The organism is Nostoc sp. T09 (genome assembly GCF_002154695.1).
In the GTDB taxonomy this organism is placed as follows: Bacteria; Cyanobacteriota; Cyanobacteriia; order Cyanobacteriales; family Nostocaceae; genus Aulosira.
The window spans coordinates 24,610-49,372 of the sequence record NZ_MTAV01000115.1; the positions used below are offsets into that span (position 1 = coordinate 24,610).

Below are 24,763 nucleotides of genomic sequence, written 5' to 3' on the forward strand. Positions count from 1 at the left end.
TTTTATATGTAGTACAAGAGTTATTAGAAAAGTGCGGTAACTGGTAATTGAGAAACTCTAGTTAGTAGTGGAATATATGTAATTTCCAAATCAAGAGTTTAATTACCGAAAAGTAAAGTACGAATTATTGTATACTTTCTTAAGTGAGAAACAAATAACCAACTTAAAAAGAAGCTAATTGTAGCACAGCTTGAAACTGTAATCAAAGTGATAGCACCAGGATAAATTTTATATATAATTGGTCTAATAAACTCGATTAACAGATGATGTATTAAGTATATTCCAAAAGAACATAGACCTAAATTTGTGATCCAGTATTTCTCTGATATCTTGTTTGATAATAGAATACTAAAAAGTAAATAAAAATAAGTAATAACTGTTTCATTGATAAACGGAGGAAATATTAAGTAACGAAATGCCGAAGATAAATGGAGAGAAAAAGCTATACTAAAAAATATAAAAATATATTTATTATCGAGTTTAATAATATTTTTATTAAAACCAGGATGATTCAAAATCATGGCGATAAAAATATTGGGCAAACATCTTAAAAACCATGACAACTCTACTAAGATTAACCTAATTAGTGGATTATTATTTAAATTTGATGAAAATGTTGAGTTAATGAGGTTGCTAAAAGCAACATTAGTACCAAGATTAAAGGAATTTCCAGAATCTAAAATTATTTCATAAGTTAAAATACTTGTAATGGTTAGTAATAATAAGATATTTAAGTTGTAGAATATTTTATTAGATAAAAAATTTCTAATAATTTCAAAAGAAATAATTCCAGAAATTAAAAGTGGAATAAAATATAATTGAACTGCCGCTCCTCCTAACAAAAAAATGGCAACAGGGTCGCTAAATAAAGAAATAATTTTTGGAGTTTCACCTTGAATTAAATATTTACTAATCCTAAATGTTAGATAAATTAAAGTCCAAATTATGTAAGGTAAAACAAGAAATTTTAATCTTGCAATAAATGAATAAGGGCTAGTGCTAGAATATATTTTTTTAACTAATAAATAAAAAGATATAGCTAAAAAGAATGGCACAGCAAATATATTAAAAAAAACACCTATTTTGGCAGCCCAGTAGCTCGTATCTCCATAATTACCACCTTGTGAATGTATATAAACCACAGCATAAGCTGAAATAATTTTTAATAGGTCTACGCCTACAAATCTTGGCTTATTATTCATTTTATCAATTTCTAATTTTTACACTAAATCACATTTTTAGAAAAAATTATGAACTAAAAATATTATGTCTTCTGCTGAGTTGAGTATGGCAAAATTAAGTTTTAAATTTCTCTGCCTCAATTAGATGAATTGCCAGCAGAATTTCAGCTAATACACGCTGAAATGCATAATAAAAGCCACGCCATCCGTCGAGAATACCTCCTTTGAGAATAAGGCAATATATCAAGATAATGATAGGCGCAAGTATTTTTTGTTTACGGATACGATCGCCTAAGCTGAGTTCACTTGCAGGAGTCTCTAGTAACTTTTTGGCTTCTATTCCCATATAACGATCCTGCGCCCATAGCCAACGACTTAAAGGTTTGCGATCGTCATGATAAATGTAACCAGATAGTAATCTAGAGCTTCCTTCTACGCTGACACGATGAGCATGACCATCATTTTGATAAATTGCTTTTTTTCTTTTGTAGAGAACCTTACGCGGTGGAAGTAGAGTACCACGTAGAGGCTGACCAAAGACGCAGTACTTGAATCTAACCTGGTAACTCTCTACACCAAACTCCAATGGCAGTGTTTTAACTTCATCAATTAGCTCATCACTTAAGACATAATCAGCATCTAATGATAATATCCATTCAGTCGTAATTTTTTCTAACCCATAGTTACACTGAGCAGCGAAAGAATCAAACTTTCTTTGAAAAATTTCGACTTGAGGATAGGAGTACAAAATATCTAAAGTTTCATCTGTACTGTAGCTATCAATGATGACAATTCTCTTAGCCCAAGTCAGACTCTGAAGAGTGCGATGAATGTTAAGAGATTCGTTGTAAGTAAGAATAAGAGGAGTAATTTCCTCTAAGATTGCAGAGCTATTCACTTGAATTATTTGGAATAATTTGGCGCACTAGAACACAACATTGATTTCCATAAAAAAGGAAATCTACCTGCAAATTTAAAGTTAATATCTGTGTAATTTTCTGCTTCGAGCAGATTAGTCATTGTTGCTTGAGAAAAAAACTTTATGTGCCCACAATCCCACAGAGGATTGAAGTGCTTATCTATCTTGCCGGAAACAGCAAGTACCAGATTTTTAAAATAGCCATGATAAGGAGTAGTAAGAATTAAACTACCATTTGGTTTGAGACATTTTTTGGCATTTCTAACTAACTCTCGTGGAGAAAACAGATGCTCAATTACTTCAGCGGCAATAACAATATCAAACTTACCGCCTAGTTCTAGATATGGGAGATTATAGATGCTACCCAGAATAAATTGGCAGTTTGGAAAGCTGCGGCTAGCAAATTCAAATCCTGACTCAGATTCTTCAATGCCAACAACTTCATAGCCTTGCTGTGCAATTAAGTTACTTAAGCTTCCATTACCACAACCAATATCTAAGATACGGAGCTTTTCTTTATTTTGAATTCCTTCATAGGCAGTGATCATCTCCATTAGAGGCTTAATTAGATAGGTATGATGATGATTAGGCTGACTATCTTGATATGAGTACTCATATTTCTGAGATGTAGAAATCATAGGGTTGAATGTTTAGATAGTTGTGATTTTTATTAACTAAAGCGCAGGAATAACCTGTCCCTCAATGATTGCTGTATAGACACTAATCATTTTTGCAGCAATATGCTCCCAAATATATTTTTCAAAAATCAATTGACGAGCGCGATCGCCCATGATTTTTGCTTGTTCTGGATTAGTTAGGCAATGAATTAAAGAATCCGCGATCGCATCATAGTTAGTGTCAACAACATGAGCAGCTTTAGCAGCAGCAGCTTCAGGAAAATTACACTCCGTTGTAATCACGCAGGGTAATCCCGTAGCCATACCTTCTAGCACAGATATACTAAAGCCTTCAGAATAGGAAGGAGCGACATAGATGCTAGCAGCCGCTAAAGCTGCATATTTCATAGAACCTGTAAGCATCCCAGTAAAACTGACAGCATTTATGCAGTCTGCTTCCATAAAATAGCTTTTGACAGTAGGCAAAAATCCGATATTATCTGGACCTGCAACAATCAGGTGTGTTTCAGGAAATTGTTTATGTACCTTAGCAAAAGCAGTAGCTAACAAATCAAGTCCTTTTTTAGGATCAATGCGACCTAAAAATATAATTAATTTTTTATTTTTAGTATCAGGAAACTTCTCATGGAAAAGTTCTGGAGAGAGGATATCCTCAAAATCTTTGCCATATATGCCATTGGGAACAATAACTAATGGAGTGGTAAGTTGGAGGTTTTTAATACGTTCAGCTTCTGTGGAAGCTAGCATTTGGATAGCGCTAGCATTCCGCAAACCAGGTTTTTCCAGAACAGCAAAATAAAATTTTTTTTTCCAAGACTTGTAAGCCAAAGCCCAAGGTTCTAGCATTCCATGAGGGGTGACAATATATGGAATTCTATAAAGTTGACAAGCCCAGTAGGTAGGTAAAGCAGGATAGGAAAATATAGCATTAGTATGCACTAAGTTATAATCAGACACATGCTGAAATAACCATCTAGTCAATGACCAAGTAAACTTGTAATCTAGTAAATCCCAGTAAGGAAAGTATTGGACACGATAATACTTTTCTGTAATCCATATATGTAAAGGAACATCTAGAGTTTTGGAACCATTAGCATTGGTGGTTACAATGTCAATACTAACTCCTAGGCTAGCAATTGCCTCAGCCAACTCAACAATACATTTTGATGGACCTCCGTATACGTTTCCTATAGCAGGAGCAACAATTAAAATTTTCATACTTACTTATAAGTTCAAAATTAGATTTCTGAAATAAAAACATAATTTTTACCGTGAAATTGATTGTGGGCTACTAGCCTAAATCTCAACTAGTAAAATTAGTAATAATATGCAGATAGATTCTACACAATTATTGGAAATAAGCTTAGCATATACCCAATTTAAGTCCACTTTTTATGGACTATTTACAGGCGATTGCATATTCAATTGCCTGTATTAAACCTTGAGCAAAGTAGTCAGGTGAAAATTTTTGAATATGTTCTTGAGCTGCTTGGCCCATTGCTTTCAAGTCAATCTCTCTAGAACTGATTTTTAGCATCAACTCAGTTAGCTGTTGAGAATTATCAGGGTCAAAGCCAAAACCATTGACACCCTCAAGTATTAAATCTTCAAAACAGCCACAGCGATTGGAAACAAGTACTGGTAGACTTGCCGCCATTGCTTCATTAACTACTAATCCCCACTGCTCATGAGTACTACTATGAACAAAACAATTGGCGTGAGCAAAGTAAGGCAATAGTTCATCTTGTTGAAGGAAACCAGGAAGATGAACGGTATCTTCTAAATTTAGTTCTGCAATTTGTTGTTCAATTTGTGGGCGCAATTGACCATTACCACATAGAACTAAATTCCAAGCAACATTACCTTTAATCTTGTAATACTCTGCATATGATGAGAGAAGTAAAGCAAGGTTCTTTTTAGGTATAAATCGATTAATTGACAAGAAATAGGGTTTTTCTAGCAGATTGGGCAAATGCTTAATCTTATCAGTATGAAATGTGTCATTACCTACTACGTCATAGCCTAAGAAGATTGCTTCATTAAGTAACCCTAACTTTAACAAATACCGCTTTTGGGGTTGACCTCCTACTAAAGCAGACTTATATTTTCTTACAAACCAACTTTTCAATATTTCTCGCCACCAAGAACGATGGCAATCATTTTCAGTGGTTTCGGATAAAAGAATAGCTGGTTTACTATGCCACATACTCCACAATAATACCGCCAGCATTCCGAAGTGAAAATAGCCTGCGATCGCAAAAACATTAATTTTAAGTTCAACCAATACAGAATAGAGCCTTGAGATAAAATGATGTATTTTTACGTCTTCTAATGGACATTCTTCAATAATAGTAATCAATTTAAAAGGTAGTTCTTGAATATTAGTTTTCCAAGTATAAGCATTCTCATGCCTTGCTAACTCTATACCTATAACCTCCCATCCTATTTTGCTACATTGCTTATGCAAAGCACTGACACGAGAAATGTGATATGGTCCATAATTAGTAAAAATAACAGCAATTTTAACCACTAGCTTTTTTCCAATTATCCAATATTTATTTTGTGCAACCTTGGCAATACTTCCCCCAAAAAACTCAGATTATATTTTTTCCATCTTCTATTGTTACGATGCTATACATAGTATGCTTCTCCTTATAAGTAATCTCAATAGAGTAGCTATTAGAGCCTCGGAATAATCATTATTAAAATTAATTAAATTTAGAAATAGGCTGATATAAAGAATTAAGTTTCCGTAATCTTTTGCGCTCAATTCCTTCAATATATAGAATTAAGATATAACCAAAAATCATTGGCCATAAAACTAATATGGTAAAATCTCGCCCTAGGTTCGGTGTAATTCCCAATCCTACAAGAAATAAAGCAAACCTTAAAATAGAATAACGTTGGCTCCAGAAGCGAGCTATGATACCAGACCATATTGCCATAAGAAATGCAGGAGCAACAGGCCCAAAGATAAACCCAAAATTCATTACTCCTCCACCAATTAACCCACGAGAAACTGTGGCTGTAATTCCAAGTCCTTCCTTACCTGGAGCTCTAAGTTGCGCATAGTCAAGGCCAATAAAAGGTTTGTCTGGCCAAAGGAAACGCGGAACCCAATTTAGTGCTTCAACTAGGTAATCATAACCATAATGAAGTGAGAGTGAACCTTGCTGCAAGAAACTATTGATATAAAAAAGTTCCTGAGCCATATTTAGCCCTTCATGTTTAGTTTCTGGAACTACCACCTCACCTGTTTGCCAAATTTGAGAAAGGTAATTTTCAAAGCCAACATTACGGAACGCAATTATCACTGTGAGTATATAATTAATACTTATAAAACCCAATAAACTTAGGAATAGCTTAAGCCACCACTTTTGTTTTGAAACGATTAAATATGATAAAAAAGTTGGTACTACCATAGCCAAGAAACTATTTCGTGTCCCTGAAAATATGAACATTGGCCAAGAAATAATAATTAGGCTGAGATTTATGACTTTAACAACCCATTGTTTTTGAAATAACAGTAAAACCCCAAAAAATGAACATATCAATGTGTAGGAGTAACTCAGAGATGACATGATAAAGTCAATCGACGAACTACCCACTGCTGCTCGTGTGAAAAGGAACGTACTATGTGAACGTCCCCTAAGAGGTAATAGTGCGTCTATCACATTCCAGTTAACTTGGCTTAATCCTAAAAGTAAAATTAATAACCAGATTGATGCCAAGATAGATAGCAAATGCTCGGGGCGCATTGTAATTAAGCTGAACTGGGGCAAGGTATTGAACGTCTTTGGCGTCAATTGTTTTGTAAAGTAAGGAACTAACAAGCGAAAAGCAATCAGAAAAATAATAATTTCAGAGAACCCAAGTTCTACAATATCAGTCGAAAAAGAGAGATAGTTGTCTGGCGTGTAAATGATTTCAACAAAATACCAGAGGCCTACTGTGCCGTAAACAAGCATTGCAGGAATAGCCCAGTTTTTCCTCCAGTTTAAGCATGTTTCTATAATGAGGCTTACTAGCAAAAGCACTGCCAAAATATAGACATCAGGTATCTCTTGAGTAATAAAATTTTCGTGATTCATATAATTTAAATTGGTTGCTAAGTCTGAGTTTACTGAAAAACAGTCAATATTTTATGTTTAATTAGATTTTTGATTACGTAATAATTGTCTAAGTTTGGCTTCTAAATATAACGGAAATAATCTAAGATTTAACAATAAACTTGTGGATAAATTTCTTAATCATCAAAGTATTTTTTTCTGTTATAAGTGCGAAGAAAAATGCAAAGCTATATGTAACAGTCAGTAACAGAAATAAAGTTAAGAATGTTGATAGTTCAGGCTGCATTTGAAGATTGATAATTTCAAAATTGGATAATACAGCAATTGCAAATATAGATAGAGGCAGATGGGTTAAATATAAAGAAAAAGAAAATGATGCTATTTCCTTATTAATTGTTTGCATATTTATAAACAATTTGTGAGATTCATTAATAGATTTAATTGTTACTGAAAATAAAATTCCTAAAATGAAATCTTGTTGAAATGGAGTAAAAAAATTAATTGCTTGAATTCTTAAAAAGATTAGATATAAAATCATTAAAGTAATAGCAGCATAAAAATTGAGAGTTTTTCTAGTTTTAAAAAGCCATACTGCTGCTCCTGTCATCCAGACAGAAAAGAAAATTAGCATATTTCCATGTATATTGGAGTTGTACATCATAACAGATAAAGCAGCAACGCCAATCAAACATAGCACTTTCTTATAAATTGATTTATAGTTAAACGTTAAAATAATTAAAGGAAAGTAAAAATAGTACCACCACTCATTTGCTAGGCTCCATAGAGGTCCATTACTACCTAAAGATGGACTTGTTATGGTTTGAAGCATAACAAGATTAGATAAAAAAACATCGATTCCTAGCCTTTCCGAAATATTAAATCCGACTGTTGCCAGGTTAATCTGGTTAGTGTACAAACCGCTGCCATTAAAATAAGAGCAACCCAGTAAGTCAAATATTAATCCTGTTATAAGACTCAAGGGAAAAACTATATAAATTCTCGAGAAGCGATCGATAAAATATCTAAGTAAAGAGAATTTATTAGCTTTCAGATGACTAAAAATACTACCCGCTATCAAGAAACCGCTCAATACAAAGAATATAATAACTGCTTGATGTCCAAAACCAGTCAAAAAGTAAAAAGCCCGAATAGCAATATTTTTATTTTCAATAATCTCATAATCAGCAAATAGCAAATTTCTTAAATGACTAATGACTACTACAAATGCTGCAACCCATCTGGAAAAATCTAGAAAGCTGGACAGTGCTAAAGAGATATTCATTAACAATTAAAGTTCCAAGAATTTGCTATTTATCTTATTTCGTTGTCCTAACCCAAAAATATGCTTTGCAATTGGTTAGCAAGCTGGGGTAGATTGAAACAGTTACCAGTAATTGAGTTTTGGGAAAACAGTCGCAATTGATCTGGATGCTCAAGGCAAAATTGTAGGGACTGAGCGATCGCTTCACCACTGACCTCAGACAGCACCAATCCATTGCAGCCATCCATCGCGACCTCACCGCAGCAGCGAGAAGCAATAATGGGCAATTGCCAAGCTTGAGCTTCGAGTTGAGTCAGTCCAAAGCCGTCAGACAAGCTTGGGAATAGGAAGACATCGGTATTTTGATAGTAGTTAGCTGTTTGGCTGCGGGAAATTTGACCGATCCAGCGAATTTGAGGATGAGTTTGTAACTTTGGGGAAATGTTAATCTGCTGAGAACCGACTACCCAAAACTCTATTGGATATCCTTCTAAGTCTTCAACAGCCTTTAACACAGCAGCCATTCCTTTCCGTAAAATTACTTGACCCAAAAATAAAACTCTCAGCGGTCGTTCTTGAGAGAAAGATGTGGGATAAGTTCTAACCCAGTGTTTGGCTGCATCCGGCGGAGTGTAAATCAGGGGGACAATCTCAATCTTATGGGCAGAAATTCCTGCATCCTGAAGTAACTGACGTGACCAATCAGAGTTAACCAAAATGCGATCGGCTAATGAGCACTCTTGTTGCCAGTTATTCCAGTATTTAGATGGTGCTTGTTGCCATGTAGACTGATAATTTGGATATTTAACATGTTCTTCTAAAACTAACTTTTCCTCCAGGGGGCCTGGATCAATTTGTCCTAGAACTGTGTGCCAACCTTTTGTTTTGGCGTAACGAAATAGTTCTAAAGCAGCATAACTATAGGCAAAGAGAGTAGGAGGAAATCTAAATTGATGGCTGATTCGATCTAAAAATTGCAGTGATTGTTGTTGAAACCAATCATTACGTGCGATTATGAGTTCCCACCCCGTTTTTTTTTGCAAACGTTGCGCTAGTTCAAATCTAATCAAAGAGCTAGAGAAGGCGTGAACAGATGCTTGGGCTAAATCTGCATGGTATCTTTCCCGTAACTTAGCTAAGCGATGTTTAGGTAAAAGATTTAGTGAAGATTGGGGCAAAACCCAGGCATCTGTTATTAGGTGGGCAAGTTTTCTTTGCTGATGTAAGGCTCTTGGAATAGCATAATGCTCACGTGCTCCAATTTGACAGGCTATCCAATTAGAAGATGCAGTAAGCATTTAAGTGTAAATGAATAATGAATATGATAAGTGGCTCAATTATCAAAATATATAAAAAATACCCTTGTAGAAGTATAAAACTCTTTACCTCTACAAAGGCATTCACTAATTTATTTATAGTTAAGCAAGTAAAAAACTCTTTCTTCTCATGTGCTTTGAGTGAATATCAACTTTTACTTTTCAGAACTTTATTAATAAATAAAATTCAGTGCGTAACTTAGCAGCTTACCCAGTGGATCAACAAGGATTATTAGGCGACAACTGCAAAGTTTGCTCCTCCTAATGAGGCTGGAGCACCCGTCAAGGTTGCGAAATTTCCACCGTTTATATAACCACCAGTTGTCAAGTCTGGATTGTAGAACAACAGACCATTATCTAAATTATAAACAATGTATGCATTTTGAGCGAAAACCCCCCCATTACCCGAATTATTAGACTGATAGTGTCCAGCGATAAAACCCTTACTACCCGTTAAATTAGAACCTACAAAGCTTGCCAGAGCAGTGAACGTGCTAGCACTCAGACGAATCACATCTGTTTGTGCACTACTGAAGTCTGTAATTGTATCTGTTCCCAGGGAAGTTAAAGCTAAACCTGCACCACCAAACTCAAAAACGTCAGCGCCACCTCTACCGGTAAGAACATCACTACCTGCTCTTCCATTCATGGTATCACTGCCGATCCCTGCTACAATGTCATCACGAACTGTATTTCCTCTAACAGTGGTACCAAGAGTGTTATTCAGCGTAATGCTGTTAGCACCACTAAAAGTGAGATTAACGACTTCAACTTCTGCTGTAGTAGTCCAAGAACCAAAAACGTTAACAGTGTCAAAGCCTTGACCAGGTACTTCTACTACAGTGTCACTACTGTCAATATTATAAGTATCATCACCATTATCACCAGTCAATAAGTCGGTGCCGCTTCCAGCTGTTAAGCTGTCATTTCCCTCGCCACCAAACAATCGATCGTTATTGTTACCACCATCAATTGTATCGTTACCACCAGCACCATAAATAGTATCGTTAGCATCCAATCCATTTAAGATATTGTTCTGGTTGTTGCCTTTAATAATATTATTAAGATTATTGCCTATGCCTTGCACTGCACCGGCAGTAAGAGTTAAGTTCTCAATAAAACCTTTAAGAGTAACTCCAGTTTGACTGGTTAAAGAAAAGTCTATTGTCGTAACAACAGTATCTATTCCACTACCACCGTCACTGTTTTCGTCTATGATCAAGCTCCCAACTTGAGCAACATTATAGCTATCGTCTCCAGCACCGCCTATCAAAGTACCTGTATTAGAATTAGTAATTTCTAAAGCATCATTACCAATTCCTCCCCAAACTGTTGAACCGCTTGATCCTTTCAAAGCATCAATTCCAGCTCCACCTTTGAGGATAGTGTTAGTGGCGTAACTGATAATCACATCGTTTGCGTTAGAGCCGATTATAGTGCCACCACTAGCGCGCATTGCAATAGTAACGTTTGTTGCTCCTCCACTCAATTTAGCAGACGTATCATAGCTCACAGTAGTGTCAATTACTGCTATATCAGAATCTATAATAACGTCGTTTACGTTCTCAACGGTATAGTAGTCTGTACCAGCGCCACCATTCATAGTGTCTATACCAGTACCGCCAATAAGCTGATCGTTACCGTTAAGACCAACAAGCAAATCGTTACCGTTGCCTCCCCATAGATACTCAGCCCCACTTGCACCAGTGAGAGTATCATCTCCTCCTAGACCAAATAACTGATCGCCGGCACTTGTAGCCGTCAAATTATCATTTAATGAAGTCCCTGAAATAACTGCCATACTGAATAATTTGCCTCTCGTTAGCCTTGTTAGACTTAATTAGTCTCCTTAAATTAAAGATGTAAGGATAACCCCTGATATCGCCTCAGTGTATATACTTAAAGTTTTATGTTAATGTGATGAATATAACTAAGGCTTTAGCTTGGTGTAAATCAAGCCAAAACTGCATGGGTCTGCAATGAATTTTCAATCACAGTAACTTAGCTAATTCTTTGGCAACTTTGCGTACTACTGTATAATTTCGGTTTGTCTGTTAGATAAATACGTACATCCACTTATTCGTATCTCATAAGGTCAGTTCTGGCTTCATTTCGGCTGAAAAGTTTCAAGAGTTTAAAGTTAGTATCTCGACATGAATCTTGGATGTGGATGCCGATGCCGAAATCAAGGCAGGTTTTGCTGTATTTCAATTCAACCAGCCATAATTAGCTTTGAGATAGGGTTTGCCACTGCTCGTAACATTGCATTGACATATTCTGGCGATAGTGTTTAAATTGCCCAATATCTTTAAAACCAGCATACTCTCCTTGAACTTGTCCCCAGCGTCTAACTTTGATTCCTAGAGATAACCTAGACAATAAGGTTCGTACTTGCTTAATTAACTTAAGTTGATGAGGTACAAACCAATCATTCCACAGGACATTGTTTCTAGCTCCGTAGAAGTCCATACGATGCCAATTACGCCCTGTGTTGGAAGCAGTATGATGAATCAGAAACTGAGGAAAATGATAGCAATACCAACCCTTTTGAAAGGCTCTGGCGGCAATTTCCATTTCTTCACCTTGGTGAATCAGTTCTGCACAATAACCTCCTAATTGGATAAATTTTTCGCGATGGAGAAGATGTCCACAACCTACGAAGCATCTAACTTGGTAAGGGTGATTATTAAAAGACTGGTTTTGGTAGTTTGCAAGTATAGGATTATATATTGGAAAGCTAACACATAATAAGTTAGCTACCGATTCAGCAAATGCAACGGCAGCTTCTAAGGAACCAGATACAGGATAGGAGTCATCATCTAAACTTAAGTAGTATTTCGTCTGAATCGTCTGTGCTATTTGGTTACGACGCACAATCAAACCTTTTGATTCTGTAAATCGCTGAAGTTTAATTTGCAGTGATAAATCTGAAATATCAAAAGGACAAACTTCGTCAGAAGCATCATCAAAAATTAGTATGGGTAATGCGGCTAAACCTGCTTCCTTAATTTTAGTAAGGGTAATTTTTAAATCCTGCCAGCGATTTTTAGTTGTAATCCCAATTGATACTAAGTCTGCTAAATTTTGAGTCATAGTTATTGCTCACTTCGGTATTTAATGACTCTGGCTGGGACTCCAGCTGCGATCGCTTTCTCTGGTAAATCTTTGGTCACTACACTACCTGCACCCACAACGGTATCATTGCCAATAGTTACACCTTTAAGAATCGTGACGTTTGCTCCAATCCAAACGCGATCGCCTATTCGTGTAGGTTTGGCAATCATTGGTTGCTTCAAAGGTGGCAATGTGAGGTCCAAACCATGATCGTGGTCAGTAATGTAGCAACCAGGACCAATAGCACAGTGATTGCCAATCGTTAGTGACAAAATAGCGTCGAGGAAAGTATTGCGGTTGATGTAAGTGTGAGCACCAATATAAATTTTGGGATCGGATTGAGACTCACCGCTACAGAGAATAACTACACCACGATCGAGGGCACAAGGACTCTGAATTTCAATATCTGCAAAATTGCTAGGTATTTCTATCTCCCTCATCCAGACATAACCATGCAACTTAACTCCCAATGATTGATAGTAAAAATTCCTCCAACGAGATGTTAGCCCTTGAATAGCTCTGTTGAGCAAAAAAAATCCATTACTTATCAAGTGCTTGATCACTAATATTTACCTAATATCAGTTCACTTTTGACTGCTATTTATACATTTTCTTAACTCAATCACCCTACTCTAGATTTTGAGAGTGGTAATTTTCATGATTGGCTCAACACCTTTGAAATACTCCATTTAAGTAGAAACCACTCAAAAAATGAGATGCCAGTATCCGATTAGTTTTTGTGAAAAAAGAATGGATAGAAGATATTACTTTTCCTTGATTTTCAGCTAATTCCCAACCAGCTACTAAATCTACTTTTACAGGATGCCAGCCTGTGGCTTTTGCCATATCCATAAAAGAGTAATAGTTAAAGTAGCCAATATGACCCCATGTTTCCCTTTGATTGGAGTAATTGTTATGCCGAAAAGTTGAGAAATTATCAAGTAAGGGTTGGCGTACAATTATATATTCACTGGTATCACGAGCAATCCGCAGCATTTCCCAAGGATTCTCTAAATGCTCCAGCACATCTATAAATAAAACTACATCAAACGGGCCATCTGAAGACTCAAAAAACTTCTGGCGCAAGTCAAGGTTAGGGAAAAGTTCCCGACCAGTTTTGACAGCATAGGGAGATATTTCAAAGCCTACTGCATCAACCACCAGATTTTGATAATTCTGTGTTAACTGTTTTACAGTTTCCACAACTACACCACCTACACCAGCACCGACATCAGCTATCCTCAATACATCAGTATTAATTGATGCGATCGCAGCGTCTAAAGCAGGCATAATATCTCTAACTTTATTAGTTGCATGATCGAGATGCCAATCTTGATGCTTCAGTCCATACTCTCCACTTGTATATAATTTAATTGCCTCAACCACGTCTGTTTATCCCTCAGAATGAATATTTTTATAAGATGCTAATATCAGTTCTGAAATAGCAGCCAATTTACCAAATAATAGTGCTGGCAATTTAACCCAACCTTGCACCGAAATCATAGATGCAGTAATACCAAATATTTCAATGACCAACAACTTGAAATAATCAATGGGTGTTCGCCGTCCCAAGATGCAAGTCATAACATAGTGGCGGTTGATCAACTCCATTTTGCCAAGAACACTAGGATCATTCTTATAATCTCCCGGTTGGCTATCATGAAAAATTTTGGCAGTGCGAGCATTTGCCAATTTCCAGGTTTTGCCTACCATCAAAGAAAGAGTGACATCTTCCATGAGGGAATATCCCGTAAAGTTTATGGGAAACAAAGGTTGAGGAAGTGCTTCTCGCCGATAAAGTGTGCAACCACTATTGAGCCACTCCACAGAAACAACCTCTGGTAAGCTTGGGTCATCTTCTGGTAACAAATTGAGGGCTGGACCGATGCACTTACCTGCGTAGCTGTTCTCTGAACGACCATGCAGAAAATGAAACAGTAGACGACTAATTCGACCAGGGGGTAAGTAACGCTGATTAACAATCATGGCATTAACACCACCAATGTTTGGCGCACTGTGTAGCGCCAACCAAAGTCTTGCTAAACAGTCTGTCTCCAGCAAAATGTCATCCTCCAGCAACCAGATCACGTTTTGCGAAGCGTAGGTCATGGCTTGGTTACGTTGGGTTGCGGCTCCTGTTTCTGTTGCCCGATAGTACTTTATTATAGTTGCTAGTCCGGGAATCTCCTTTTGACAAAGATTTTGTGTGCTGTCATCGGTAGAAGCATCTACTACAATCATCTCTTCTGGCTGTACAGATTGTTGGGCAAGACTTTGGAGCATACGAGCCAGAGCTACACTGCGGTTAAGGGTAGGCAAGAGAGCAGAGATAGGCAAAAGGTTGGGCATAGAATTGTTAAAGGCTCCGTTGTTGCCAGCTGATAAAAACTTCTTCAAAAATGTCATCCAATGACTTTGTTAGATGCCATTGGGGATAGTGAGTTTGCATTTTGCTTAAGTCGCTAATGTAGCAGATATGATCTCCTTCGCGATTTTTATCAAGATATTCATACTGCATTTTTTTGCCGCTTAAACTTGCAATCCGCTCAAAAGCTTCCAAAATTGAACAACTATTTTGCCGACCACCACCCAGATTATAAACCTCTGCACAGCGAGGATTTTCCCAGAAAGCATGAATAAACCGAGCAACATCAAAGGAATGAATATTATCTCTTACCTGCTTACCTTTATAACCAAAAATGCGATAAAGCTTACCCTCTAGGTTGCACTTAATTAGATAGCTAAGAAATCCATGTAGTTCGACACCAGTATGATTTGGTCCGGTTAAACATCCACCACGTAAACAACAAGTTTTTATCCCAAAGTAACGTCCATATTCTTGCACCATGACATCAGCCGCTACTTTAGAAGCACCAAATAAACTATGTTTACTTCTGTCAATTGAGAAATCTTCCGGAATACCATTTTGATAACCTGGCTCATCGTAATCCCAACGAGTTTCTAACTCTTTAAGTGGAATTGTGTTAGGTCTATCTCCATAGACTTTGTTGGTACTCATGTGAACAAAAACAGTTTCTGGAGAGTACTGCCGAGTCGCTTCTAATAAGTTGAGCGTACCTACAGCATTGACATCAAAGTCGTCAAATGGACGAGACGCTGCTAGATCATGGCTAGGTTGAGCAGCAGTATGAACTAACAAGTCTGGGCGTATTTTCTCAATGCAAGCAAGAATACCAGCGCGATCGCGAATATCTAATTCGATATGGTGAAAGTTATGGTATTTTTCTAGAAGGCGTTGCTGGTTCCAACGTGTATCACCTGCGGCACCAAAGAAATTTGCTCTTTGATTATTATCAATGCCGTAAATTTCCCATCCTTCAATGCAGAAGTATTCTACTACTTCGGAACCAATTAGTCCAGAAGAACCCGTTACTAGCAGCTTTTTCATATTATAAAATTAATAATTTTGCGGAGAGAGTAACGTAATAATGAGGTGTATCTATAGGAATCCGATTTGATTATTTGAAAAAATATCAATATCTGTAGGGTGGGCACGACCCACCCTACGTAATATTTCAAAAGTCAAGTATGAATCCTATATCTTTATTACTTTTAAAGGTACACAGGTAATACCAATTCAAATAATGCTTGCAACAGATAAATTATTCGTCAGGAACATTGCTCCCTACCCATCTGTCGCATTGTTTTTTTAAACTGATATAAATTCGCTACGTGAAAGGCATTTAATATTTACGACAATTGAGTAATGACTTGGTAAAACTGTTCAATTACTTTGGCATGGGAAAAATACTCAACGCCTTTGGTTAAAGCATTAGTAGCTAATTGAAGCCGATATTTCGGATTTTCAGATAACTTTTTTACCGAGTCTGCAAGGGCAGAAATTTCATTTTTTTCCACAATCTCAGCTACCCCAGGATTGTCTTGCGCCCAACGTATTGCTGAACAGTAAGAAGGTCCCCAAATTAGTAGGGGTAAACCAATGGCAGTATAGTCGGTTAGTTTGCTAGGAAAGCTGATTTCCATATTGGAACGATATTCTTGATCGAAGTCCATTGGTACAAACAGCACATCAGCGTCTTTTCGCAGGGTGTGAATTAGTTGTTGGGAAGGAACCATTGGGTATACAACAACATTAGGTTTATCCAGCCCTAGGTGTTGGATAGAACTCTGAGTCAGCCCTGAATAAATTACTAAGCGATGACCTGCTGCTTCTAGAATGGATGCCAAGGAAACTAGGCTTTCAGCATAACCTTTAATGTGAATTGACCCGGCGTAGGCAAATACCAGAGAGGTAGAATTTCTGCCAGTTTTTTCGGCTGGCTGGCTAAACTCAGGTACATCTACAGCCCTTGATGGATATAAAACATTACCTGTAACGCCATACTGCTTCTGGTAAGACTCCATCATGTAGGGAGAAACACAAAGTCGCGATCGCGCCTGACGATAAACTGTGCCAAAATCTTTGTCGGCTAAATTTCTTAACTGATGCATGACTACGGTGTGGGAAGGCCAATCATCATGGACGATGAAATGCAGTGGTAGTTTGTGCTGTGCTCCTAGTTCTGCTGCTGTCAACCAGGAAAAACCGTGGGCGACAGTCAAAATGGCATCAGGTTGAAATGTCTCGATCAGTTTGCTCAACTGGCGCGATCGCCATCTTGCACTTAAGTAAAGACAAGATCTATAAGGCAGTACAAAACGACTATGCAATAATCGGTTGGAGCCAACAGAAATTGTTTCGTAAGCAACTTTTGGTAATCGTTGGTCGGCTTGAGATTTGGTGATATTACCTTCAACAATACACAGCCGATCGCTGGGATAGTTTTGCAACAGGCGATAGAGTAAAGCAGATCCTCCTGTGGTAGATTCGACAGCTACGTCGCCTATATAAAGCAGACGCGGAAGATTTAGAATCGTTGCACTGCTTGCTTCTACGGTGATCATTACTACTAACCTCTGACTAGGAATTAACAGCTAAAGTCTGACGATATAAATCAACATATTGCTGAGCCTGAAGCTCTAGTGAATATTCCTTTAAAGCGATCGCTCGACATTGTTGGCTCATAAACTCTTGCAAGTTTTGATCGTCCAAGATTTGAACAATTCCATCAGCTAGATCTTTGGCATCTTCAGGTTTAGCTAAATAGCCGGTGATCTTTGGGCGTACCAAATCGGGAACACCACCAATGTCAAAAGAAACCATTGGTGTACCACATGCCATACTTTCTTGTAGAACCAGTGGCAAATTATCAGCACGAGTTGGGAAGACAAATAAATCAGCAGCAGAATAAGCAATTACTTTCAGGCGATCGCTGCTGAGGTAGCCGAGATTTAAAATATCCATCCCAAACACTTCAGAACTTTTGATGTTATCTCCACCAACAGTTAACAGTACAGTCTCAGCTTTTAAAGAGTCTGGTAATTGCTGTAGAGCCTGAAGCAACAAATCCCCCCCTTTTCGATGATCTGCAAGGCTTTGTGCGCCAAACATCAAAACTTTTTTGCCAGTCGGGATACCGAGTACAAACTTGCACAGATCCGGATCGAGCGGTTGATATATCTGGGTGTCAATGCCGTTAGGAATATGATGAATAGGAAAGCAATTGAGCATACTTTTTTGCGCCTGCTCAGTCAACCATCGGCTAAGAGTGACAATCACCAACTTTGAACGCGAGTAAACCTTGTGTTTTAACTTCCACTCCCAGTTTGTGTTATCTGTTTTAATTCCCGGGTAAGTATCTGGATAGGGGCATTTACCGCAACCAGTTTGCCAGCGATCGCAATCATAGCTGTAGATGCAATGTCCGGTGAAACTCCACATATCATGGAGCGTGTAGACAGCAGGTTTATTTTCTGTCAGGCGCGGAATCGCTAAATAGTTTAAATAGCTACCATGCAGATTGTGAAAGTTGAGGATGTCTGCTTCTTTGTAAAAGTAGTGATCGGGAATGGCAAAACTACTAGTACAGTGAAAATCGTTGAAGCCAAAACGCCAAGTAAGTTTGGCAATCAGCATTTCTAGCCACTTGTGGCGGGGAATCACAGCAGTGTCATCATCACCAAGCTGAGAAACTCCTACTAGCAATCGAGAATCCAGTCCTTTGGCAAGCAAACCTTGATGCAGGCGATATCCTGCGATCGCAGCACCACCCAAGCTGTCAGATGAATTGAGGTGAAGAACTTTCACTGAAGGTTTAAATAATTAAAAGTAGTGATATGTTGGATTCAACAATGCCATTCTGATGAGAATTTAATTAAAAATCTGGGTATCATCTACAAACTCAGGCATTTTAAGCTACTACGGTGTGTACAATGTGAGGCTGAAAACTATGAACATAAATAATACAGCATAAAGTATGCATTTGAATTTTCCTCTAACTCTATATCTTCAAAGGAGGCTTAATTCCTCAGCGAACTATTTTAAAATGATTGTAAACGTGAGTCAGGATGAGCTTGTTTGGACGTTCTAAAAAAAATGATAACAAATATATTATTAAGTAAACAATAGCAAGAATAACTATCTGTTGTAATAAAGATTGTTTATCAACGAAATTAAAACTAGATAAATAAATAATTAAAGGAACATGTAATACATAAAGGCTATAACTAAAACCTGAGAATGTTCTTATTGCATGAGTCACAACATAAGGCTTTAAAAGAATTGCTATAGTATTAGTAGCTAAATTTTGTGTTTGTAATAGATGATTCAAAAAAAATAAAAACGCTGTAAAAACAAATCCAATTAAATAATCTTTTATGTAACTGATTGATTGTGAAAGTTCAGGAGCCGTTAACAGTTGAAATTTATAAGTAATTTGAGTTATTAAATGTCCTATGGGCGATGGAAAAACTATTATCAAGAATAAAAGCCAAGCTCCAATACAACCATATAAACATAGTTGAGGAGACAATTTAATATCTTTATTAGTATTTATTTTATAAAGAGCGACACCGAATAACCAAACAGGAAACAGTAAAATTATTCTTAAAAAAAGCGAAATCCCTAAAATCAAACACCCTAAGGACAGAAATTTATTGTTATAAAATAACTTTTTATGATAGTATAGTAATCCAAAAAAAGTATAAAACCAGAACTCATAACTCAGAGACCAAAGAGGTCCATCAGAAAAATATTTAATTTTATAAAACAGGTCTGTTTCTTGGAGAAAAAAGAAGTGAATTAAAAAAAGAGTTTTAAAATCAGAGTAAGTATATCTAGCATATATTTCTGGTGCATTTGTTTGTCCAAAAAAATCTAAAATAGGTACTAAAATTAGTGCAAAAATATAAACAGGATATAGCCTGACTAACCTAGCTATAAAATAGCTAGAAAAATGACTATGCTTTGTCTCACTAGAAAAAGCTATAACATAGCCAGATAATACAAAAAATATCATTACTGCTGGGTGTCCAGCCCATAGAAAGTATTCTTTAAATTCCCCTGTGTATGTTAAATAAGATGAATGAGATAAAGTAACAGAAAATGCTGAAACTACTCTTACTAAATCAAGTAAAATCGAAAACAAATGTGTCATATTTTTTGCTTTACAAAAATATGCTTATTCTAAACTAAAATTATAATTTTCAAATCTGCTTTTTTGAAAAAGTCAATTACAGTTGACATATATTTTTAAATCAATAATTCAGAATGTAGTAAACTTTTTAACCGACTTTGCCAATGACCTGAAGCAACATCTTGTAATGAAATTAGGCGATTTAGCTTACCTCTTTCTTCTAAGAAAGCCTTAATTTTGCCGCCACCAGTGTAATCTATTGCTAAGTATGGGACACCTAATGTTTCAGCAAACAGAACAGAATGAAACCTCATGCAAAGATTAAACTCAGCATGATACATACTTTGTAGAATCTCTAGAGGAGATACGGGACCTCTGGCAAAGTTAACATTTTGCTCAAAATCTGAAATATTTTTAGCTAGACGACGATTTAGAACTCTGTCGTCTCCCCCTATATGAAATGTATGCATAGGTAAAAGATGGATATCTGCTCCCTTTAATTGAGCAATGAATTTAACCATCTCAACTAATTGAGCTTCAAATTGTTGTTTTATAGAATAAAACACTTTGTCATCCATGCTGCCGGCGTAATCTTTGCCCCATTCCCGGAAAAAACAAGAGATGTTTTTAGATCGCCCTAAAGGTGGGGTTGCATTTTGCAGATCTTCCAGCGTTGATTTCACATACTCAACATAGTCAGTAGCAGGATCGGCAACCGTTTTTGCATAGTCAATGGAAAATTCTTTCAGGCTACGTTCGCTAGAGGTGCGATCGCGTAGAGTTACATAATCTGACAGCCTTAAAATTTCCAAAACAACCTGAATATAAAGCGGTGACACCAAAGGGCCAATTCCACATCCTTCAACCCTGGTGAAAGCTCCGCGTTTGCTTGCCCTCATCAATGCATATAAGATATGATTTAGCGCTTCTATATCCATTAATGGGCCGCCGCCGACTACCACTTCATCTACTTCATCACATCGTTGCTCAAAATCTTGAGAGTAAGTTTCCACAACCCTAATATCACCAAGTCCCATCTCTTTCACAGTCCATTGAGAAATAAAAGGACAAAGACTGGAAAGATAAATTTTCTCAGGGGGATAAGGACGGGAACGCAGTCTCTGGATAACTGTCCACAAAATAGCCTTATCGCCTACCGTTTCAGTTCCATACCATCCCACAATCAGAACTGTTTTTGCAGCGATATCTAATACATTAACTTCTTGCTTTCTTGCTTTAATTATAGATTTTGATGCTTTTACAAGAGCAGCAGAATTGTATTTTATATGCTTTTGTTTACTTTCTATAAAGAAAGATACCTTTTCTCGAAAGCTAATCGGAACATGATAATCGTGGATACAGTTATCGCAATCGTTTTTAATTAAATCTCGACGTTTAGCAAGATTTGAGAAATAAATCTTGCCTGGAGAAGATTGCAAGGTATTTCCTAGTACTGGAGATTTTGGTGAACAATATAGCAAATCTCCCAGAGAAGTGAGAATTACTGTTTGCGTGTGGTAGGGACAGCCGATTTGTCTCGGCTTACCTTCAGCAAGCATTGACCTAATATTTCTATAGGTATTTTGATAAGTAGTATTTTGTTCAAATTCATGTTCTACTCTATAAAAAAACAGCCCTAGATGGTAGGCTGTCTTATCATCAAAATTTCTAATAAAGTCTGTTTTTTCGTTGTTGTATAAACGGTCAATAAACTCAGCAACTCGGAATCGACCATAAATGCCTTCACTGATTGCATAATCAAGTAATTCGTCAACATAAAGGGCGTTAGACTTAGTAATTGTACATCCAAAGGAAGTTGTAATATTCTGTTGACGAAAATAGTTGATAACGTTAATTGCTGATTGGAAATTGTTTTTCCTTCCTCTTACCTCGTCATGAATTTCTCCAAGACCATCAAGAGAAACCATGACCGAAAAATCAATACCGTGCTCTTGACAAACTGCTGCTGATTGAGAAACTCTTTGCTTAACTACATCTTCTATAATGGCATTTGTAATAATTGATGCCCCTGCAAGTTTAGGCAATTTGGAACATGCAGCTTTATATAACTCTGGCAAGTCTTTTCTTAAAGTAGGTTCGCCACCTGTAATCCCGATATGGCGGACTTCACTAAAAAAAGGATCGATAAAAATTTTCTCTAATTCATCAGGACTCAGTTCCCGATCTTTTTTTTGCTGCCAAATTGCACACATTTGGCAGCGAGAGTTACACACATCATTTGCCATCATACTAATGGCGGTAGGCTTCATCGGAAAAACCTGACCAAGCATATTCACTCTGATGTCTTCGTAAGCTAAATGACTCAGAGAACGAATTTGATGAATTACGTTCAACTGCCGCTCAGTCAGAGTTGATTTAATACCGTTCCTAATAAGGTTATACATATCAAGTTTCTTAATTGAGAGGCTTTGTAGCAGTCCAGCATAAGTTAGCAGGTGTTCGATTTTTATTGCCAAGCATCATATCTAAAATCAATCCAGCTACATTCATCAATCCCACAATCGGAGAGAGCAATAATGCCCTAGATGCAGAAAAACCTTGTGGCTTACCTTCTTTTCTAGAAGTTAGCATCCAATCCATAGCAATCATCAAAGCCGCAGCTGAATAAACCCCTCCATTACCTTCGATTTTGATATCTATAAAACCAGCATCTTTCAAAAGGCTTTCTAAGCCTAAGTCTGTATACCGTCGAAAATCATAAGGTTCAAGATGTACCGGGCTAATGTGAGGAACTGAACCAATACATAAACTACCAGGTTTTAATATCCGATACATTTCAGAAACAGCTTTGATTGGATCATTAACATGTTCCAATACCTGGTTACATAAAACTATGTCAGCAAATGAATTTTGTAGGGGAAGTTCTTCAGCGAAACCTACTATTTGTCTGATTGGTCGAGCTTCGCTTTTAGGTAAACTATCGGCTGTATCAATAGCTATATATTCCCGTACTATGTCTGAAAAGATAGGATAATATGGACTATTGCCTGAGCCAATATCTATCAAAATGTGTTCAGTGCCAAAAAAGTTCTGCCTACTAGCTTTAATAAACTTATTTATATGACTTACATTTTGATAGTTAAATGAGAATATAGTATTTTCAGGATGTTTTCCTAAAATTAAAGGGTTTACTTTAGATAATACTTTGTTATTTAAAGAAGTAAAATTTTGCAATGTCAGCATAACTATTACATAATTAATGATTTCAATATAAATTTCATTATATAGGAAATTTCGATGAAACTGACTGATATTCATAACGCACTAAATCAAGAATAAAATTATGCAGCAAGAAAGTTTTTGGATAAACTTTTTAGGGTTTTCATTAATTACTTTCTCTCTAAAAAAACTCCAGATTTTTATATCAGTTCAATCTAAATTCACTTTAATCTGAATTTTTATTGGTTGAAGTACACTACAGATCATATAAGCAGAAAAAATTTTAATGTTCATTTTTTTAGATAATTATTAAAACATTAATTCCATTGCAAAACTCCTGGAGCTAAAATTCCTTTCCAAGCATTTGCGGTGGTTCTATCTGACATTTGACCTGAAAATTCAACACGAAATTTTATGACATCCTCTAATCTTTGATAAATTGCTTGATTGCGTTTCATTAAAGCAAGCATTACATAGTAATCACCTTCAGTTAAAAGGTTTGCAGGAATGATACATTTCCTTTCATAACTTCTGTAAGAAGAGTCTGAAAACTCGTCAGAACTATGTATTAGCCAATCCCCTTCACTATTACGAATAACTATACTTACAGCAATATCATTAATAGTTTTGTTATCAAATTCACAAGCAATTTTTATTGGTAAGTGCATTTGAAAATTTGCACTATCATTTCCTTCTTGAAAAATTTCAATCCTTTTAATAAAAGGTGTATTACTTTCAATATTAGATACATATAATTGAGAAATAGACTCGCTTCTATGATTGTTATATATATTTAGTGCTTCAGTTATAAAGCCTGAATGAAGGACTTGACCATAATTTAAGACAATACCACTATTGCAAAGTGCTTTAATCGCTCCCATATTGTGGCTTACAAAAATTACCGTGCGTCCTTCTTTTCCTACTTCTTCCATTTTCCCCAAACATTTCTTTTGAAATTGCGCATCCCCTACTGCTAACACCTCATCTACTACTAAAATTTCTGGTTCTAGATGAGCAGCTACCGCAAATGCTAATCTCACATACATCCCAGAAGAATAGCGCTTGACTGGCGTATCCAAAAATTTGGCAATTTCTGCAAAATCAACAATCTCGTCAAATTTGCGTTTAATTTCTACCTTGCTCATCCCCAGAATTGCCCCATTGAGGTAGATATTTTCTCTCCCAGTTAACTCTGGGTGAAATCCTGTACCTACTTCCAACAAACTAGCAACTCGACCTTTAATACTGATACGTCCGGTTGTGGGTTCTGTAATTCGGCTAAGAACTTTTAATAGTGTGGATTTTCCTGCACCATTTCGCCCAATAATGCCTACTCTATCTCCCTGCTTAATGTCAAATGAGAGATCTTTTAGTGCCCAAAAATCCTCTTGAAAATTTGATATTCTCGATTTTCTATTGTGAAAAGGTCTAATCAGTGCCTTAGCTTTATTGGTAATTACATCCCGCAGTGTAGTGTAGCTTTCCTGCTGCTGATGCCCAATAGTATATTTTTTACTTAAGTTTTCAACTTTAATAACAGTGTCAGACATTATTTCTTTACTTTGTCACAATAGTGTTGTGCTTGATC

General features: G+C 36.6%; 20 protein-coding genes. All 20 read right to left on the reverse strand.

All coding sequences use genetic code 11. The features are described 5' to 3' along the window. Positions 1–98: 98 nt before the first annotated feature. Positions 99–1,202, reverse strand: a complete 1,104-nt coding sequence (locus BV372_RS22255; RefSeq protein ID WP_086688678.1) for an acyltransferase family protein — start codon at positions 1,200–1,202, stop codon at positions 99–101. A gap of 94 nt (positions 1,203–1,296) precedes the next feature. Next, the gene (locus BV372_RS22260; RefSeq protein ID WP_179198191.1) at positions 1,297–2,064 is read right to left on the reverse strand and encodes a glycosyltransferase family 2 protein; all 768 of its coding nucleotides are present in this window, start codon (positions 2,062–2,064) and stop codon (positions 1,297–1,299) included. A gap of 20 nt (positions 2,065–2,084) precedes the next feature. Next, positions 2,085–2,738 (reverse strand): bifunctional 2-polyprenyl-6-hydroxyphenol methylase/3-demethylubiquinol 3-O-methyltransferase UbiG, encoded by a 654-nt coding sequence (locus BV372_RS22265; RefSeq protein WP_086688680.1) that lies wholly within the window; start codon positions 2,736–2,738, stop codon positions 2,085–2,087. A gap of 36 nt (positions 2,739–2,774) precedes the next feature. Then, entirely contained in the window at positions 2,775–3,956 is a 1,182-nt protein-coding gene (locus BV372_RS22270) for a glycosyltransferase (protein WP_086688681.1), read from the reverse strand. 181 nt (positions 3,957–4,137) lie between these two features. Further along, on the reverse strand, positions 4,138–5,268 hold the full coding sequence (locus BV372_RS22275) for a glycosyltransferase (protein ID WP_086688682.1): 1,131 nt from the start codon (positions 5,266–5,268) through the stop codon (positions 4,138–4,140). Between the two features lie 178 nt (positions 5,269–5,446). Next, the gene (locus BV372_RS22280) at positions 5,447–6,829 is read right to left on the reverse strand and encodes a hypothetical protein (RefSeq protein WP_086688683.1); all 1,383 of its coding nucleotides are present in this window, start codon (positions 6,827–6,829) and stop codon (positions 5,447–5,449) included. Between the two features lie 121 nt (positions 6,830–6,950). After that, on the reverse strand, positions 6,951–8,090 hold the full coding sequence (locus BV372_RS22285) for an acyltransferase (protein WP_086688684.1): 1,140 nt from the start codon (positions 8,088–8,090) through the stop codon (positions 6,951–6,953). A 47-nt stretch (positions 8,091–8,137) separates the two neighbouring features. Further along, the gene (locus BV372_RS22290) at positions 8,138–9,367 is read right to left on the reverse strand and encodes a glycosyltransferase family 4 protein (protein ID WP_086688685.1); all 1,230 of its coding nucleotides are present in this window, start codon (positions 9,365–9,367) and stop codon (positions 8,138–8,140) included. Positions 9,368–9,617: 250 nt separating this feature from the next. Beyond that, positions 9,618–11,186: a calcium-binding protein gene (locus BV372_RS22295; RefSeq protein ID WP_086688686.1), complete on the reverse strand. Its 1,569-nt coding sequence runs from the start codon at positions 11,184–11,186 to the stop codon at positions 9,618–9,620. Between the two features lie 425 nt (positions 11,187–11,611). After that, the gene (locus tag BV372_RS22300; RefSeq protein WP_256973389.1) at positions 11,612–12,478 is read right to left on the reverse strand and encodes a glycosyltransferase family 2 protein; all 867 of its coding nucleotides are present in this window, start codon (positions 12,476–12,478) and stop codon (positions 11,612–11,614) included. A 2-nt stretch (positions 12,479–12,480) separates the two neighbouring features. Then, the gene (locus BV372_RS22305; RefSeq protein WP_086688716.1) at positions 12,481–13,029 is read right to left on the reverse strand and encodes an acyltransferase; all 549 of its coding nucleotides are present in this window, start codon (positions 13,027–13,029) and stop codon (positions 12,481–12,483) included. A 136-nt stretch (positions 13,030–13,165) separates the two neighbouring features. Continuing rightward, the gene (locus BV372_RS22310; RefSeq protein ID WP_086688688.1) at positions 13,166–13,885 is read right to left on the reverse strand and encodes a methyltransferase domain-containing protein; all 720 of its coding nucleotides are present in this window, start codon (positions 13,883–13,885) and stop codon (positions 13,166–13,168) included. A 6-nt stretch (positions 13,886–13,891) separates the two neighbouring features. Further along, a complete protein-coding gene (locus BV372_RS22315; protein WP_086688689.1) occupies positions 13,892–14,848 on the reverse strand; it encodes a glycosyltransferase in 957 nt (318 codons plus the stop codon). A 7-nt stretch (positions 14,849–14,855) separates the two neighbouring features. Then, on the reverse strand, positions 14,856–15,908 hold the full coding sequence (locus BV372_RS22320; protein ID WP_086688690.1) for an NAD-dependent epimerase/dehydratase family protein: 1,053 nt from the start codon (positions 15,906–15,908) through the stop codon (positions 14,856–14,858). A 302-nt stretch (positions 15,909–16,210) separates the two neighbouring features. Next, positions 16,211–17,425 (reverse strand): glycosyltransferase, encoded by a 1,215-nt coding sequence (locus BV372_RS22325; RefSeq protein WP_086688691.1) that lies wholly within the window; start codon positions 17,423–17,425, stop codon positions 16,211–16,213. A 16-nt stretch (positions 17,426–17,441) separates the two neighbouring features. After that, a complete protein-coding gene (locus BV372_RS22330; RefSeq protein WP_086688692.1) occupies positions 17,442–18,668 on the reverse strand; it encodes a glycosyltransferase family 4 protein in 1,227 nt (408 codons plus the stop codon). 220 nt (positions 18,669–18,888) lie between these two features. Beyond that, positions 18,889–20,016, reverse strand: a complete 1,128-nt coding sequence (locus tag BV372_RS22335) for an acyltransferase (RefSeq protein WP_086688693.1) — start codon at positions 20,014–20,016, stop codon at positions 18,889–18,891. Positions 20,017–20,111: 95 nt separating this feature from the next. Beyond that, positions 20,112–22,400, reverse strand: coding sequence for a polysaccharide pyruvyl transferase family protein (locus BV372_RS22340; RefSeq protein ID WP_086688694.1), 2,289 nt, complete (start codon positions 22,398–22,400; stop codon positions 20,112–20,114). 10 nt (positions 22,401–22,410) lie between these two features. Further along, entirely contained in the window at positions 22,411–23,274 is an 864-nt protein-coding gene (locus tag BV372_RS22345) for a class I SAM-dependent methyltransferase (protein WP_256973390.1), read from the reverse strand. 218 nt (positions 23,275–23,492) lie between these two features. Then, a complete protein-coding gene (locus BV372_RS22350) occupies positions 23,493–24,725 on the reverse strand; it encodes an ABC transporter ATP-binding protein (protein WP_086688695.1) in 1,233 nt (410 codons plus the stop codon). Positions 24,726–24,763 lie beyond the last annotated feature (38 nt).